Origin of the sequence: Pedobacter sp. ASV12, from assembly GCF_016429155.1 — a bacterium.
In the GTDB taxonomy this organism is placed as follows: domain Bacteria; phylum Bacteroidota; class Bacteroidia; order Sphingobacteriales; family Sphingobacteriaceae; genus Pedobacter.
Window position 1 is genome coordinate 14,083 of the sequence record NZ_JAELUC010000008.1, and the last position, 13,880, is coordinate 27,962.

Here is a 13,880-nt window from a genome sequence, read left to right on the forward strand (position 1 = left end):
GCCTAAGATCAGATTAACTATGGAATTTTTAAGCAGTCCAGAAGCCTGGATTTCACTATTGACCCTAACCGTTTTAGAAATTGTTTTAGGGATAGACAACATTATCTTCATTTCTATTTTATCGGGTAAATTACCAGAACATCAGCAAAAAAAGGGGCGTCAGCTGGGTTTGGGCCTCGCCATGATTACCCGTGTGCTCCTGTTGCTGTCGCTAACCTGGATCATGAAACTTACTTCGCCCTTGTTTAACATTGGCGAGTGGTTTGGCGTTGACAGCCAAGAGTGGCTAAGCAAGCTGGCTATTTCTGGTCGCGATTTGATCCTGATTATCGGTGGTATTTTCCTGATTTATAAAAGCACGCACGAGATACACGAAAAACTGGAGAGCGCCGAAGAGCATGAAGTCAAAGGAAAAGTATATTCTTTTAGTGGTGTCATTGTGCAGATCCTGCTGCTCGATATCGTATTCTCGCTCGATTCGGTGATTACCGCCGTAGGTATGGCCGAACATGTGGAGGTGATGATTGCCGCGGTTATCATTGCCGTAATCATTATGATGGTTTCGGCCGGAGCCATCAGCAATTTCGTCAATCAACACCCAACCGTAAAAATGCTGGCGCTTTCGTTCTTGCTGCTCATTGGGGTTTCGCTTTTGGCCGAAGGTTTAGACCAGCATATCCCTAAAGGCTATATCTATTTTGCCATGGCTTTTTCGGTATTGGTAGAAATGCTGAACCTGAAAATGAAAAAAGGCAAAAAGCCGGTCAAGTTGCGCAATACACCACATGAAGATACCGACAAGAAGTAAATCGCAAATCCGCATGTCGACAGGAAGCTCTAATCGTCACGACGGTTTCCTATTTTTTATAAACGCAATATTGTTGCGTTTAATTTTTTAGGTTTGTCCAAAATCAATTCAAAAGAAATGGACAGCTATGAAGTAATCATTATTGGAGGCAGCTACGCCGGTCTTTCGGCCGCCATGGCCTTGGGCAGGTCGTTGCGCAACGTACTGCTGATTGATGCAGGCGAACCCTGCAACAGGCAAACCCCACATTCGCATAATTTTTTAACGCAAGATGGCGAAACACCAGCCATGATCAGCGCCAAAGCGAAGGCTCAGGTGCTGGCTTATCCTACGGTTAAATGCCATGAGGGGTTGGCCATCAAAGCCGAGCAAATAACCGCCGGCTTTGCCGTATCAACCATCGATGGACAACGCTTTGAAGCCCGAAAGCTTATTTTGGCTATGGGCATTAAAGATATATTTCCAAACATCAAGGGCTTTGCCGAGTGCTGGGGCATTTCGGTTTTGCATTGTCCGTATTGCCATGGGTACGAAGTGGCCAGGCAGCCTTTGGGCGTTATAGCCAATGGCGATATGGCTTTTGAATTTGTCAGAATGATCTATAATTGGAGCACAGCACTTACCTTGTTTACCAATGGATTGCCAGCTTTGAACGATGAGCAGGCCGAATACTTTAAGCGAAAAGACATTCAAATCGTAACCGATGAAATTGCCGAAATCGTACATCAAGACGGGTTCCTCAAGCATCTTTTGCTTAAAAATGGGAACAAGCATCCACTAAAGGCTGTTTTTGGCCGTGGTGGCCTCGAGCAGCATTCGTCGCTCGCGGCCGAATTGGGCTGTGAAATAGACCAGCAAAACCTGATTGTGGTTAATGGCGTACAAACCACGGTACCCGGTGTTTTTGCGGCTGGCGATTGTACCACATTGTTCCGCACGGTTTCGGGAGCTGTAGCAAATGGCAACCTGGCTGGTATTTCGGCCAGCAAGGAATTGATAGCAGCCGATTTTTAATTCCGATTTGAGCATGCCAAAGCTAAAGCCTACTTTTGTAGGCCTACATTTTAAGCTGAGCGTATGATAACCTTTTTCGAAGCCTCATTGGCCGAACTTTCTATCCATAGAATTGGCAACAAGCTGCAAGACGAGTTCTATGTACTGTCAGAACAGTCGATGTATATCCAAGACGAAATGCTGAAACAGCTCTTGCTGCAGTATTTCCTGTCGCCTTATGAAAAGGTGAATGAAATTTACCACTTCATGCACCCCAACAACGACCTGAACCTGAATGAGGTGTATCACTTCGCTGCTGAAATTTTTGCCAATGGCGATTTGTTTCACGAAAACAGCAAGAAACTGGCTACCTACCTGTACGATATTTCGAACCATCCGAAAATCAAGTCGGGCGAGCTTTATGTGGCTTATTTTGAAAATGTGCAGATCGAAGGAGACTTGCACGACGCCATCGGCATTTTTAAATCAGAAACCAAAGAGAGCTATATCAAAGTTTATCCAGAGCAGAGCGGCTTTGCGCTAAGCTATGAGCAGGAAGCCATCAATATCAGCAAACTGGATAAAGGCTGCCTTATTTTCAACACCGATAAAGAACAGGGCTTTAAGGTAGCGGTTATAGACCAGACCAACCGCAGTGCCGAAGCCGTGTACTGGAAAGACGAATTTTTGAGGCTTAAGGTAAGGAATGATAACTACAGTCAAACGCAAAATGTACTGGGCGTGTACAAAAACTTCATTACCGAAAAACTGGATGAGGAGTTTGAAGTAACCAAAACCGATAAGATCGATTTGCTAAACCGCTCGATGAAGTATTTTAAGGAAAAGGAAAGCTTTGATATCGACGAGTTTGCCAACGAGGTAATTGCCAATCAAGAAGGGATAGCGCTTTTTAAAAGCTACAAAAAAAGCTACGAAGAGGAGTTTGATGCTCCAATTGCCGATACTTTCGATATTTCTGATGCGGCAGTTAAAAAACAGGCCAAAGCATTCAAAAGTATTTTAAAGCTCGATAAGAATTTCCACATCTATATCCACGGCAATAAAGAACTCATTGAAAAAGGCTTTGATGATGACCGCTCGATGAACTATTACAAGGTTTATTTTAGGGAAGAGCAATAGTCCGATCAGCACCCGATTGGGCCTGGTATCTGGCTCAAGTCAACTTAATTTCTTCATGATTGATTTGAGGCCGTTGGTTCCGTTTCTTAAAAAGGAATAAATTTTCTTAAATTGCTGTAAGCTAATAACCAATACCAACTACTTATGGCACTTAAAATCCTCAATTCGATCTTCATTCTTTTTGCCTTATACATGGGCATCAAACAAGGCTTTGCCATGATCAATGGCAAACCAGAAATGCTTCAGCTATTTAACAAATTTAATGTGGGCAAAAACGGCGTACTGGTGCTGGGTGCCTTCACCGTCATCGGTGCTATCCTGGTCTTGTTTCCCAAGACATTTCTGTACGGCAACTTCATCACGGCTGCGGGCATTTTGTTTATCATGGCGCTTGAGTTGAGCCATAAAGATCTGAAGGGGGCTGCGATTGAACTGCCTTTTCTACTGTTGTCGCTGGTTATCCTCTATCTGCAACATCCGCTGAGTAAATCCTAGTATTAAAGATCGCTTTTTTGCCGCAAAGAATCCAAAAGTATGCGCTAAGAAAGGAAAAATTCGGCATGCCCTACACCCAGGTGTAGGGCATGCCGAAGAGATGTCTCGAGAATGTTATGGTGTTTTAGTTTTCAAACACTTAGCTTTAAAGTTATGATCCCAACCAAACCCAACAGTATTTTTAAAGTAATCGGTGCCTCTTCTTTAGGGACGCTGATCGAATGGTACGACTTTTATATTTTCGGCAGTTTGGCCAGCATTATCGGGGCGCAGCTTTTTCCGGCCGATGCCGGGGCTTCGGCTTTGATCAATACCTTGGCCATTTTTGCGGCGGGTTTTATTGTTAGGCCTTTTGGTGCCCTGGTGTTTGGCCGTCTGGGCGATTTAATTGGCCGTAAACACACGTTCCTGCTCACATTGGTACTCATGGGTGGCTCTACCTTTTTAATCGGCCTTATCCCTTCTTATTCGAGTATTGGTTACGCCGCGCCAATTTTGGTGCTGGTACTGCGCCTTATTCAGGGCTTGGCTTTGGGAGGCGAGTACGGTGGCGCGGCCACTTATGTAGCCGAGCATGCGCCAAAAGGCAGGAGAGGCTTTTTTACCAGTTGGATCCAAACTACCGCCACTTTGGGCCTGTTTCTTTCCTTAGGGATTATTGTGCTTGCCAAAAACCTGATTGGTGCTTCGGCCTTTGCCGACTGGGGCTGGCGCATTCCTTTTCTGCTTTCTATCTTGCTGGTAGGTGTTTCCATCTACATCCGCTTAAAAATGCACGAATCGCCGATGTTTGCCAAACTTAAAACGGAGGGTAGGATTTCTAAAAATCCGCTGAAGGAAAGTTTTAGCAAGAAAGCCAATTTTAAAATGGTTTTGCTGGCCTTATTTGGCGCTACGATGGGCCAAGGTGTTATTTGGTATACGGGCCAGTTTTATGCACAGTCTTTCATCGAAAATACCTGTAAGGTCGATTTTAATGATTCTCGCTATATTTTGCTCTGGGCCATTGCCTTTGCCACACCCTTCTTTGTGGTGTTTGGTGCATGGAGCGATAAGGTTGGGCGCAAATGGATTATGCTGGGAGGCATGTTGCTGGGTATTGTTTTTTACCGGCCCATTTATCAGGTATTTTTAGACAAAACAGACCTGAGCCAATTGCAGCCGGCAGAGATCAAGGATGTTGCCGCGCCGGTTATTACCAAAACGCCCCTGCACACAGCCGGCGATACGCTGGTGAATACAAGTACCAAAATCACTTTATTAAACGGAAGTACTTTTAACAAGCTGCAGGTTGATACGGTGTATGCCGATCAGCGCAAGCCCATTGGCCATGCCAAGGAAGTTTTGAAAGACAAGATACTCACTTCGGGCACTTTTTGGCTGTTTGTGGCCTTGGTTTTCTTTCAGGTAATTTTGGTTACGATGGTGTATGGGCCAATCGCCGCCTTTTTGGTGGAACTGTTCCCCACCCAAATCAGGTATACCTCCATGTCGTTGCCATACCACGTGGGCAATGGTGTTTTTGGTGGTTTGGTTCCCTTTATAGCCACCTTGATTGCCAGTTTTGCAGGAGCGACGCCACTTTCCGGACTTTGGTATCCCATTGGTATCGCCACGCTCAGTTTTATAATCGGCGCTGTTTATTTAGCTAATCAAACCGACGAAAACATTAACGATTAAACCATGAAAGCATTAAAAAAAATATTAGGCATCTTTTGGATTGTTTTAGGGCCTTTAGCGGTGGGCTTAATGGCTTGGCAGGCTTGGGATAAGATTAGCCATGCCGAACCGGGAATGGCGCAAACCAATACAGCACTACAATGGGGCATCATTCTGCTCATCTTCATTCCGATAGCCATTGGCCTGGTTATATTTGGTAGGTATGCCTTAATGGGGGAGTATGATAAGCTGCCCGAAAATTCGGAAGAAAGATGAGCATCGATCGGGTCAAAACTAGCGTGATTTTTATGGCTTTTCTTTTGTTAATGAGCTGTCAGCTGAAACGAGAGGCAAGGCCATATCAACTAACCAAGCGAGACAAAAAGATATTGGAAGAACTAAAAAAAGAAACCGCAAAAGACGATTCCATACAACAGGCGAGATTAAAAGATCCAGACTATTTGGATTATGTAAAAAAGACTAATGCAGAAAACCAACCCGTTAAAAACTAACGGATTTATAGCACGTACTCGTCGTTGATGGGCATTACCGGAGCTGGAACTTCTTCTTCGCCCAGCATCTGCAACAGGTTGATTTCGATGGTACGGGTAATCTGGTTGAGCGGTACGCCCGACGAGTTGTTTTCGAAAGGATCGATCAGGCTCATGCCGTTGATTTGCGTCGACACGAATACAAAGCCTACCAACCAACCCATAAAAATGGCCCACCAGCCCATATCCTGGCTAATCACCAGCGTAAACGAAACTACAAACAGCCAAATAAATACCTTGGTTAAATAGCTGTAGGTGGTTGGAAAAACAGTGTTTTTGATGCGTTCGCACATGCCCATTTCATCACTGAATTTGATGAGCAGGTTGTTGATGTCGAGAAACTTGAAGCCATCTAGCTGGCTGGTGTATAATTTTTCGAGGTCTTTGGCCTGGTTATGCAGAATGGCGTTGTGCACATTGCGCTGTTTTTCTACCTGTAGCTGCTCGTCTTCGCTTAAATACTTGATGTAGATAAGGTCTTTCGTGCTTCTCAAGTTGGCTTTAAGGGCATACAAAAAGGCAATATGTCGTAAAATCATGCGCCTAACCACTTCGTCGTTAGTTGGGTTTCTGGGGACGTAGCTCAGCAGGCTTCGGGCAAACGACCTCGAATCGTTTACCAGTCCGCCCCAAATTTTGCGGGCTTCCCACCAGCGGTCGTAGGCCTGGTTATTGTTAAAGCCGATAAAGAAGGCAATGGCCGTACCCAAAACACCGGGAATGATGGTAGGGACGATAAAATGATGTGCAATAAGGTATTCGTGTGCCAAAAAAGCCACGGTACAGGAAACAATCATGATCAGGTCAACCTGCCAAGTGTTTCTGATAATTCTGCTTAAACGGATGTTTTTTACGATGAGCATAGCCAGATGTGTATTAAACTAATTTAAGCAGATTTTTTGTCAAATTAAACAATCCTGAGCAACAAGCCTTTTAAATATTCGCCTTCTGGAAACGACAAGCGGACCGGATGGTCTTCGGGTTGGCTAAACTGTCTGATTACCTGTACCTCCTTACCGGCATCTAGGGCCGCCCAGGCAATAATCTGTTTAAAGGTTTCGATGTCCACCGCTCCCGAGCAAGAGAAAGTAGCCAATAAGCCGCCACTTTCCAAAAGCAGCAGGCCCAGGCGGTTCAGGTCTTTGTAGGCCCGTGCGGCACGGTCAAGGGCCGAGCGCGAAGGCGCATATTTCGGCGGATCGAGCACCACGATGTCGAATTTCTTTCCTTCATCTTTAAAGGCGCGCAGCTGTTTGTTGACGTCGGATTGGATGGCGGTGTGTATCTGATGGTCAAATTGGTTGAGCTCGATATTCTGCTTGAGGGTTTCGATAGCCAGGGCCGAACTATCTACACTGGTTACCTGAGCAGCGCCCTGCAGCAAGGCATTGAGGCTAAATCCGCCACTGTAGCTGAAGCAGTCGAGCACGGTTTTGCCTTTGGCATAGCTGGCCAGCAATTGACGGTTGTCTCGCTGGTCGCAATAAAAACCCGATTTCTGTCCTTCGACGATGTTGATATGGTAAGTAATTCCGTTTTCCTTTACTTCGATGAAAGTGGCTGGCGCTTCTCCCCAAAGCAAGCCGTTTTCGGCGGTAATGCCTTCGTGTGTACGTGCAGTAGCATCGCTGCGGTCGAAAATGCCTTTCGGATTTAAAGCTTCACAAAGGGCTTCGATAATCACGTCTTTGGCTTTTTCAATACCCGTACTCAAAATCTGTACCGACAAAAAATCGGCATATTTATCTACAATGAGGCCTGGCAAAAAATCGGCTTCGCTAAAAATCAGGCGATAGGCATTGGTGTTTTCCTTTTGCAACAAGTGCGCCCTGGCTTGTATGGCCTGGTTGATTTTTTGGCCATACCATGCTTTGTTAATGGCTTGTTCTTCGTTCCATTCGATCAAACGGACAGCCACCCGCGACTGGTCGTTGAAATAGCCATAAGCTAAAAATTCGTTGTGCGAATCGAGCACTTTTACCACGTCGCCGTTTTTGGGATCGCCCTTTACTTTTTCCAACGCTCCAGAAAATACCCAGGGATGACGCTGTAAAACCGCTTTTTCTTTTCCCTTTTTTAACTTGATTTCAACCATGTTGCAAAGGTACTAAACCCTTTGGCTAACCGCAAAGCGCACCAGCATTTTCACAAAACCTATGCCGGCCAGTTTGTGGTTAAGGGGGCTAAATTGTACTTTTACTGCATGGAAGAAATAACCTGGAACGATTTTGAAAAAGTAGAATTACGCGTAGGGACCATTTTGGAGGCATTCGATTTTCCGGAAGCCCGGAAGCCGGCTTTTAAGGTAAAGGTTGATTTTGGCGAATTTGGCATCAAAATGAGCAGTGCCCAAATTACCAAACATTACACCAAGGAAGAACTGGTGGGCCGCCAGCTTGTGGGAGTAATCAATTTTCCAAAAAAGCAGATTGGCAAGTTCATGAGCGAATTTTTGGTCACTGGTTTTGCTGATGAAAACGGAGATATCGTATTGGCCAGCGTGGCCAGCAAGGTGCCCAATGGCAGCAAACTGATCTGATGAGGTTAAATTAAACAAACGCAACTCGTCAATCTAAAATCTACAATGAAATGAGCTATTACAATTTCGAAGAAGGCCAAAATCCAGAACAGGCCGATGAGCATTTTATGCGCCTGGCCCTGAACGAGGCCAAAAAAGCCTATGATGCCGAAGAAATTCCGATTGGAGCCCTTGTGGTGAGCCATGGTAAGATCATCGGCCGGGGTTATAACCTTACCGAACAGCTGAACGATGTGACGGCACATGCCGAAATGCAGGCCTTTACGGCCGCCGCACAAACCCTCGGCGGCAAATATTTAAAGGACTGTACGCTGTACGTCACCATTGAACCCTGTGTCATGTGCGCCGGTGCCAGTTATTGGACTCAGATTAGCCGCATCGTCTTTGGCGCGCACGAGGAAAAGCGCGGCTTTACGCGTATTGGACAAAACCTTTTGCATCCTAAAACGTTATTGAAAGGCGGTGTTTTGGCCGAAGAATGCGGTCAACTGATGACGGATTTCTTCAAAAACAAGCGCAAATAAAGTTGACAAACAATTGAATAAAACTTAACCTTTCTCTGTTATATTTGTACAGTAACAATTTTTAAACTTAAATATATACATTATGGCTTTTGAATTACCTGCGTTAGCATACGCAACCGACGCATTAGAACCACATATTGATAAATTGACCATGGAAATCCACCATGGCAAACATCACCAAGCTTATGTTACCAACCTGAACAAAGCTTTGGAAGGTAAGCCTGAGGCAAATTCGAACATCGAAGATATCATCAAAAATATTTCAAAATTCCCAATGGCGGTTCGCAACAATGGTGGCGGCCACTTTAACCACACGCTGTTCTGGACGGTTCTAGGCCCTAACAAAGGCGGTGAGCCAACCGGCGATTTGGCAAAAGCCATTAATGAGGCTTTCGGTTCTTTTGCCGATTTCAAGACCAAAATCCAGGATGCCGGCGCTACCCGTTTCGGTTCGGGCTGGGCTTGGCTATCGGTAGGTGCCGACAAAAAATTGGTGATTTCTTCAACGCCTAACCAAGACAATCCATTGATGGATATTGCCGAAGTAAAAGGTACGCCGATTTTCGGTATCGACGTTTGGGAGCACGCCTACTATTTGAAATACCAAAACAAGCGCCCTGATTACCTAGCGGCGATCTGGAATGTGGTAAACTGGGATGCCGTTGCCGAGCGTTACAAAAAAGCACTTTAATCGCAAAATCGCTTATCATTTTAAAAGCCAGGTTAGCCTGGCTTTTTTTGTTTTGCGGATTATTTTATAAATTGCGGCTATGAAGAAATGGATGGTAATGCTTGTTTTAGTGCTGGGCGTGGCGTTTGCAGGCAAGGCACAAAAGGTTCCTACAGCAGAAGAACTGGCGAAAAAAAACATCGAAGAACTGGATAAACGCCTTAAGCTGAGCCCAACGCAGAGAAGCGTGGTGTATAACTATGCCTATGAATTGGCCAAAGAACAGCTGGCTTTGTACAAAAAGCAGCAGGCAGGTACTTATAAAGACGAAGACGAGACCAAATTCTATAAAGTTCAGAACGAACTTAACAAAAATATCAAAGCCGTATTGAAGCCTGAGCAGCTAACCGAATACAACCTGATTGTAGAGGAGCGCCTGAGCGGTATTGATCCAAATGCCAAGAAAAAGAAAAAGAAAAAAGGCGAAGAAGAAGATAAAGTTGTGGGCATAGAGGGCTTGAAAAGCGGCAGCAACAACCCATAAGCATGCTCAAAGCCTTAGATGCTTTTCTAACTTTTGTACACCTTTTTATTATTGGCTTTAACCTGTTTGGCTGGATCTGGCCAAAAACACGCAGGCTGCACTTTTGGTTTGCCATGCTTACCCTGGGCTGTTGGACAGTGCTAGGCATTTGGTTTGGTTTGGGCTATTGCCCTGTTACCGATTGGCAATGGAGTGTAAAAAAACAGTTGGGCGAACAGAACCTGCCCGCTTCCTTTATTAAATATCTTGCCGACCAAGCTACTGGCGTCAATTTCAGTCCTACGCTGATTGATGTGCTTACCTTGGGCCTTTTTCTAATTGCGATAGCCATTTCGGTTAGGCTGAATTTCTTTAGCAGGAAACCAGGGAATTAAATTCCAATCACGTCCTTTTTCTTGCGTTGCTTCATCGTTTTCGGAATAATGGCCAGTATCTCTTCGCGCAAGGCATTGAGCATCCGCTTTTTGATGTAATTCTTATGTGTTACCAAGCTGATTTCGCGAACAGGTTCTGGCGATTTAAAATAACGGACTTTATTGAGTTGCTTTACGCTCAAATCGGCCAGGGCCAGCTCGGGCAATAGGGTAGCCCCATCATTAACGTCTACCATCCTGATCAGGGTTTCTATGCTGCCTGTATTATAGGCCAGTGACTGGAGGCGGTTGTTTTTGGTTGACCGGCAAATGTTCAGTACCTGCGTACGCATGCAGTGCCCCTCATTCAGCAACCAGATGTTTTCCTCCTCCAAATCTTCGGCTTCAATAGCCTTTTTCTTAAAGAGCTTGCTGTTTTTGCTGATGTAGCTTACAAAATTTTCATAAAACAACGGCGTCTCGTTCAGGTTGGGGTCTACCAATGGCGTAGCCAAAATACCACAGTCGAGAACCCCGGTTTTGAGATGGTGGATGATGTCTTCGGTAGTGTATTCCCAAATCAGCAGTTTCAGGTCCGGATATTTTTCGAGCATCGACGAGATAACCTCGGGCAATAAGTAAGGCGCAATGGTAGGGATAATGCCTATTTTGAGCTCGCCTGTAATGTCTTGCTGCTGGTTGCTGATGATTTCCTTTATTTTTTGATTTTCCTGCAGTACAATGCGTGCTTGTGCGATGATTTGCGCACCGATTTCTGTAGGAACCACGGGTTGCTTGCTGCGGTCGAATATTTTGACGTTCAGGAATTCTTCCAGTTTCTGTACCTGCATGCTCAAGGTAGGCTGCGTTACAAAACATTTGTCGGCGGCGCTTACAAAGCTCCGGTAGGTGTCAACGGCAACAATATATTCAAGCTGAACTAAGGTCATATAGTTAAAATTGATGTTATTTTGTAAAGATATAAATTCTGATGATAATGCCGAAGCCAAATTCTCATCGTGTTTTTGGCTAGCCATTCCGCCAGGCTGTGAACACAAAAACACAGCGGTAACCTGAGCGGGAGATGGCCACTACCCAAACACTATTCGATTGTTTTTAAAACGGTGTGTGTTCTTTTTTTTGTTAAAATATTGAATTTATTATTTTTTTGTAAAAAACTTGTTATGTTTGTGTTGCCTCTATTGTGTATAAAATCATTAACTTGGTACAACAAAATTGTATAAGCCGTTGAGTTGGAATTAGACGCAAACCACGCCGACACTGTCGGCATTTATTGATTAACGCTCGTCATCCCCATAAATTAGTGAAAAGATAAATTAGATGAAGCTATATGGCTGGTTTGGCTATATACCGATTTAGCATTCTCTTTAAATACGCGCCTCTGTAAAAGGTAAGCCATTTAGAGGATCAAAATTTTAACAACTATGAATTACCAATATAAATCTTGCTTTCTTGCAGGCTTGAAGGGGATGTTAACCTTGGTGCTCGTTTGGTGCACCAGCCAAGCTTTTGGCCAAACGGTCTTTGAGAAAGCCCTGTCGCTCAAAATGGATTCGCTTATTGAAGAGAAGGCCGTGTTTCGATCGAGAAGTTCTTTTGTATTGCCCAGCAACAATCTGCAGAGTATCACCACTCCATCGGGTTGGGGCGGCGGGAATGCCACCTATTTTTTTGCGATTTTGGGCGCCATTTACCCATCTTTTTATACCGTAGAGAAAAAGCCCGATATGATTGGGGCGGCCGGCATCAGCTTTGGCAACTCGAGCAGGTTTGTTAATGTTTCGGCCAGTGTTAACGTAACCCGGGTGAGCGAACTGAGGGATTTGTCGGCCAACATTGTGCTAAGCAGGCAGATTTTCAAAAGCTGCAGCATTGCCGTTGGTGGTTTGCAACTGTTTGCCGATCCGGCAGTGTCTGATGCGCCAGAAAACACCTACTATATTGCCTTTAGCCATGCCATCAGAGGAAACCGTTCGCAAGAAACCGGCAATGCGGCCCTGTCTTATACCATTGGCTTTGGTACGGGGCGCTTTTTGAGGAAGAGCCCTAACGATGTGGCCGCCGGCAAAGGAAAATATGGTACGGGCGTGTTTGCCAACGTATCTTACGAAGTAGTGAAAAGGCTTAACCTCAATGCCGAGTGGTCTGGCCTTAACCTTGGCTTTTCTTTGGGCGTAAGGCCGCTAAAGAATTCGGCCATAACCATGGGTTTCGGCGTATTTAATTTAACCAATTATTCGGGCGATCGGGTTACTTACATGTCTACAATTGGTATTCCTATATTCCTGGATAGAAAAAACATTCAATTATAATGAAAAAGAAACTGTTGCTATTCGTTTCATTGGCCTTTGCCGCTTACAAGGCTGATGCGCAAATTGGGGTTCATGGTAACTCCGACTGGAAAGTGCCGGTACCTTTGTTTACGCCGCAGCTTGATCCGATATACGGAACAAACCTGCAGTTTATCATGCCAAACGTGCCCTCTATTTCGCAGTCATCCATTTCGTCGTTTTCTTCTTTGATGGCATCGAATCTTTTGCCTTCGGTACCGCTTATGCCTCCGGCCCCCAAGTTGCCAAGTTTGGCTGGCTATACGCCTGAGGCATCCAGTCCAGAACCCTATCGCCCCTATGTTCAGCTTTTGCCTCCATTGCCTCCTATTGCGCCACTGGCTGTTGTAAGAGATGTTCAGTAAAAATGCACGTATTGATTCGGAAAAATATGACTAAAAACAAGAGGTTTAATAGGAAAGAAGGTTTAAAATCCATCATGGTGACCACGTTGCTGTTCTTGGGTTTTTATGTGCATGCGCAACAGAAGCCTCGCGAATTTACCCTGTCGAATGGGCAAGCATTTCAAGTAGAAACCGCCGTTACTTCAAATGCCGTAGCGGTACGAGGTAAGCAGCGCATCGAAGTGAATTCGCAATCGGAAGTAACCAAGCTGTACAAAGTGATATCGAAGGATGCCGATGGCTATCAGCTTGATGTGTCTATCACCAAGCTCGACGGTCAGATTGGGGCCATGGGCAAAAAGTTCAAGTATGCTTCTGGTAAAGGACTTGACAGTGCTTCCAGCATCAATAGAGCATTAGCTTATATGGTAAACAAGCCGGTTGAGTTGCACATCAATAAATTCGGGCTTGTAGAAAGACATTCTTCCTACAAAGCAGAAAAAGCTACCGATACTTTGGTCGATTTTGCCGGCATACAGCCCCTTGTTTTTGAAAAGGGAGTTTTGCTTAATTTCTTGGCTGATTTTACATACAGCAAAAACCTTAGGAAAGGCTATTCGTGGATTGACGATGTGGAAATTGACCAACAAAAGCTGCACACCGAATTTATCATTGCCGATATCAACGAAAAAAATACCGTCATTAAGTTTAATACCGAAATCAGGGGCAAATTGATCAACAGCAATACAAACGGCACGTATGTTTTAGACAACGCTTCGGGCATAATTGTCGAAAAACTGGCTTATGTCCTCTCCAGAGGCTATGAAATATCAGCCGGTAAGGTCATGTACGAGGTGGCCAGGTCAAGTTCCATCATTGAAAAGACAAAAGCCATACCTTAGCTATAAT

Annotated in this window: 18 protein-coding genes; 15 read left to right on the top strand and 3 right to left on the bottom strand. The window is 44.9% G+C overall.

Annotation, left to right across the window (positions count from 1 at the left end):
* Positions 1 to 19: 19 nt before the first annotated feature.
* The 7 genes from JHD69_RS04035 (at position 20) to JHD69_RS04065 (ending at position 5,607) form a co-directional block, all read left to right on the top strand.
* Positions 20 to 808, top strand: coding sequence for a TerC family protein (locus tag JHD69_RS04035; protein ID WP_199137645.1), 789 nt, complete (start codon positions 20 to 22; stop codon positions 806 to 808).
* Positions 809 to 901: 93 nt separating this feature from the next.
* The gene (locus JHD69_RS04040; protein ID WP_233165686.1) at positions 902 to 1,822 is read left to right on the top strand and encodes an NAD(P)/FAD-dependent oxidoreductase; all 921 of its coding nucleotides are present in this window, start codon (positions 902 to 904) and stop codon (positions 1,820 to 1,822) included.
* Positions 1,823 to 1,885: 63 nt separating this feature from the next.
* A complete protein-coding gene (locus JHD69_RS04045; RefSeq protein ID WP_199137646.1) occupies positions 1,886 to 2,941 on the top strand; it encodes a nucleoid-associated protein in 1,056 nt (351 codons plus the stop codon).
* A 144-nt stretch (positions 2,942 to 3,085) separates the two neighbouring features.
* Positions 3,086 to 3,436 (top strand): hypothetical protein, encoded by a 351-nt coding sequence (locus JHD69_RS04050; RefSeq protein WP_199137647.1) that lies wholly within the window; start codon positions 3,086 to 3,088, stop codon positions 3,434 to 3,436.
* Positions 3,437 to 3,589: 153 nt separating this feature from the next.
* A complete protein-coding gene (locus tag JHD69_RS04055) occupies positions 3,590 to 5,116 on the top strand; it encodes an MFS transporter (RefSeq protein ID WP_199137648.1) in 1,527 nt (508 codons plus the stop codon).
* 3 nt (positions 5,117 to 5,119) lie between these two features.
* Entirely contained in the window at positions 5,120 to 5,371 is a 252-nt protein-coding gene (locus tag JHD69_RS04060) for a DUF6814 family protein (RefSeq protein WP_199137649.1), read from the top strand.
* Between the two features lie 50 nt (positions 5,372 to 5,421).
* Entirely contained in the window at positions 5,422 to 5,607 is a 186-nt protein-coding gene (locus JHD69_RS04065; RefSeq protein WP_199137651.1) for a hypothetical protein, read from the top strand.
* Positions 5,608 to 5,612: 5 nt separating this feature from the next.
* Here the strand turns inward: JHD69_RS04065 and JHD69_RS04070 are convergent, their stop codons facing one another.
* Together JHD69_RS04070 and JHD69_RS04075 are read right to left on the bottom strand one after the other, a co-directional pair.
* Positions 5,613 to 6,509: a bestrophin family protein gene (locus JHD69_RS04070; protein ID WP_199137653.1), complete on the bottom strand. Its 897-nt coding sequence runs from the start codon at positions 6,507 to 6,509 to the stop codon at positions 5,613 to 5,615.
* Positions 6,510 to 6,553: 44 nt separating this feature from the next.
* Entirely contained in the window at positions 6,554 to 7,741 is a 1,188-nt protein-coding gene (locus JHD69_RS04075) for a class I SAM-dependent rRNA methyltransferase (protein ID WP_199137655.1), read from the bottom strand.
* A gap of 108 nt (positions 7,742 to 7,849) precedes the next feature.
* On the opposite strand from JHD69_RS04075, the gene JHD69_RS04080 reads away from it, so the two are divergent.
* From JHD69_RS04080 to JHD69_RS04100, 5 genes are all read left to right on the top strand, one after another.
* Positions 7,850 to 8,185 (top strand): tRNA-binding protein, encoded by a 336-nt coding sequence (locus JHD69_RS04080; protein ID WP_199137657.1) that lies wholly within the window; start codon positions 7,850 to 7,852, stop codon positions 8,183 to 8,185.
* 50 nt (positions 8,186 to 8,235) lie between these two features.
* On the top strand, positions 8,236 to 8,709 hold the full coding sequence (locus JHD69_RS04085) for a nucleoside deaminase (RefSeq protein WP_199137659.1): 474 nt from the start codon (positions 8,236 to 8,238) through the stop codon (positions 8,707 to 8,709).
* A gap of 82 nt (positions 8,710 to 8,791) precedes the next feature.
* Positions 8,792 to 9,400: a superoxide dismutase gene (locus tag JHD69_RS04090; protein ID WP_233165688.1), complete on the top strand. Its 609-nt coding sequence runs from the start codon at positions 8,792 to 8,794 to the stop codon at positions 9,398 to 9,400.
* A gap of 79 nt (positions 9,401 to 9,479) precedes the next feature.
* Positions 9,480 to 9,923 (top strand): hypothetical protein, encoded by a 444-nt coding sequence (locus JHD69_RS04095; protein WP_199137661.1) that lies wholly within the window; start codon positions 9,480 to 9,482, stop codon positions 9,921 to 9,923.
* A gap of 2 nt (positions 9,924 to 9,925) precedes the next feature.
* A complete protein-coding gene (locus JHD69_RS04100) occupies positions 9,926 to 10,297 on the top strand; it encodes a DUF2784 domain-containing protein (protein ID WP_199137663.1) in 372 nt (123 codons plus the stop codon).
* On the opposite strand, the gene JHD69_RS04105 is transcribed toward JHD69_RS04100, so the two are convergent.
* Positions 10,294 to 11,226, bottom strand: a complete 933-nt coding sequence (locus tag JHD69_RS04105; RefSeq protein ID WP_199137665.1) for a hydrogen peroxide-inducible genes activator — start codon at positions 11,224 to 11,226, stop codon at positions 10,294 to 10,296. The two genes, JHD69_RS04100 and JHD69_RS04105, sit on opposite strands and share 4 nt — an antisense overlap.
* Positions 11,227 to 11,721: 495 nt before the next feature.
* On the opposite strand from JHD69_RS04105, the gene JHD69_RS04110 reads away from it, so the two are divergent.
* The 3 genes from JHD69_RS04110 to JHD69_RS04120 are packed head-to-tail and all read left to right on the top strand — an operon-like array spanning position 11,722 to position 13,873.
* Positions 11,722 to 12,609, top strand: a complete 888-nt coding sequence (locus tag JHD69_RS04110) for a hypothetical protein (protein WP_199137668.1) — start codon at positions 11,722 to 11,724, stop codon at positions 12,607 to 12,609.
* The gene (locus JHD69_RS04115) at positions 12,609 to 12,992 is read left to right on the top strand and encodes a hypothetical protein (RefSeq protein WP_199137670.1); all 384 of its coding nucleotides are present in this window, start codon (positions 12,609 to 12,611) and stop codon (positions 12,990 to 12,992) included. Before JHD69_RS04110 ends, JHD69_RS04115 begins: the two co-directional genes overlap by 1 nt.
* 26 nt (positions 12,993 to 13,018) lie before the next feature.
* Positions 13,019 to 13,873, top strand: coding sequence for a hypothetical protein (locus JHD69_RS04120; RefSeq protein ID WP_199137672.1), 855 nt, complete (start codon positions 13,019 to 13,021; stop codon positions 13,871 to 13,873).
* Positions 13,874 to 13,880: the final 7 nt, after the last annotated feature.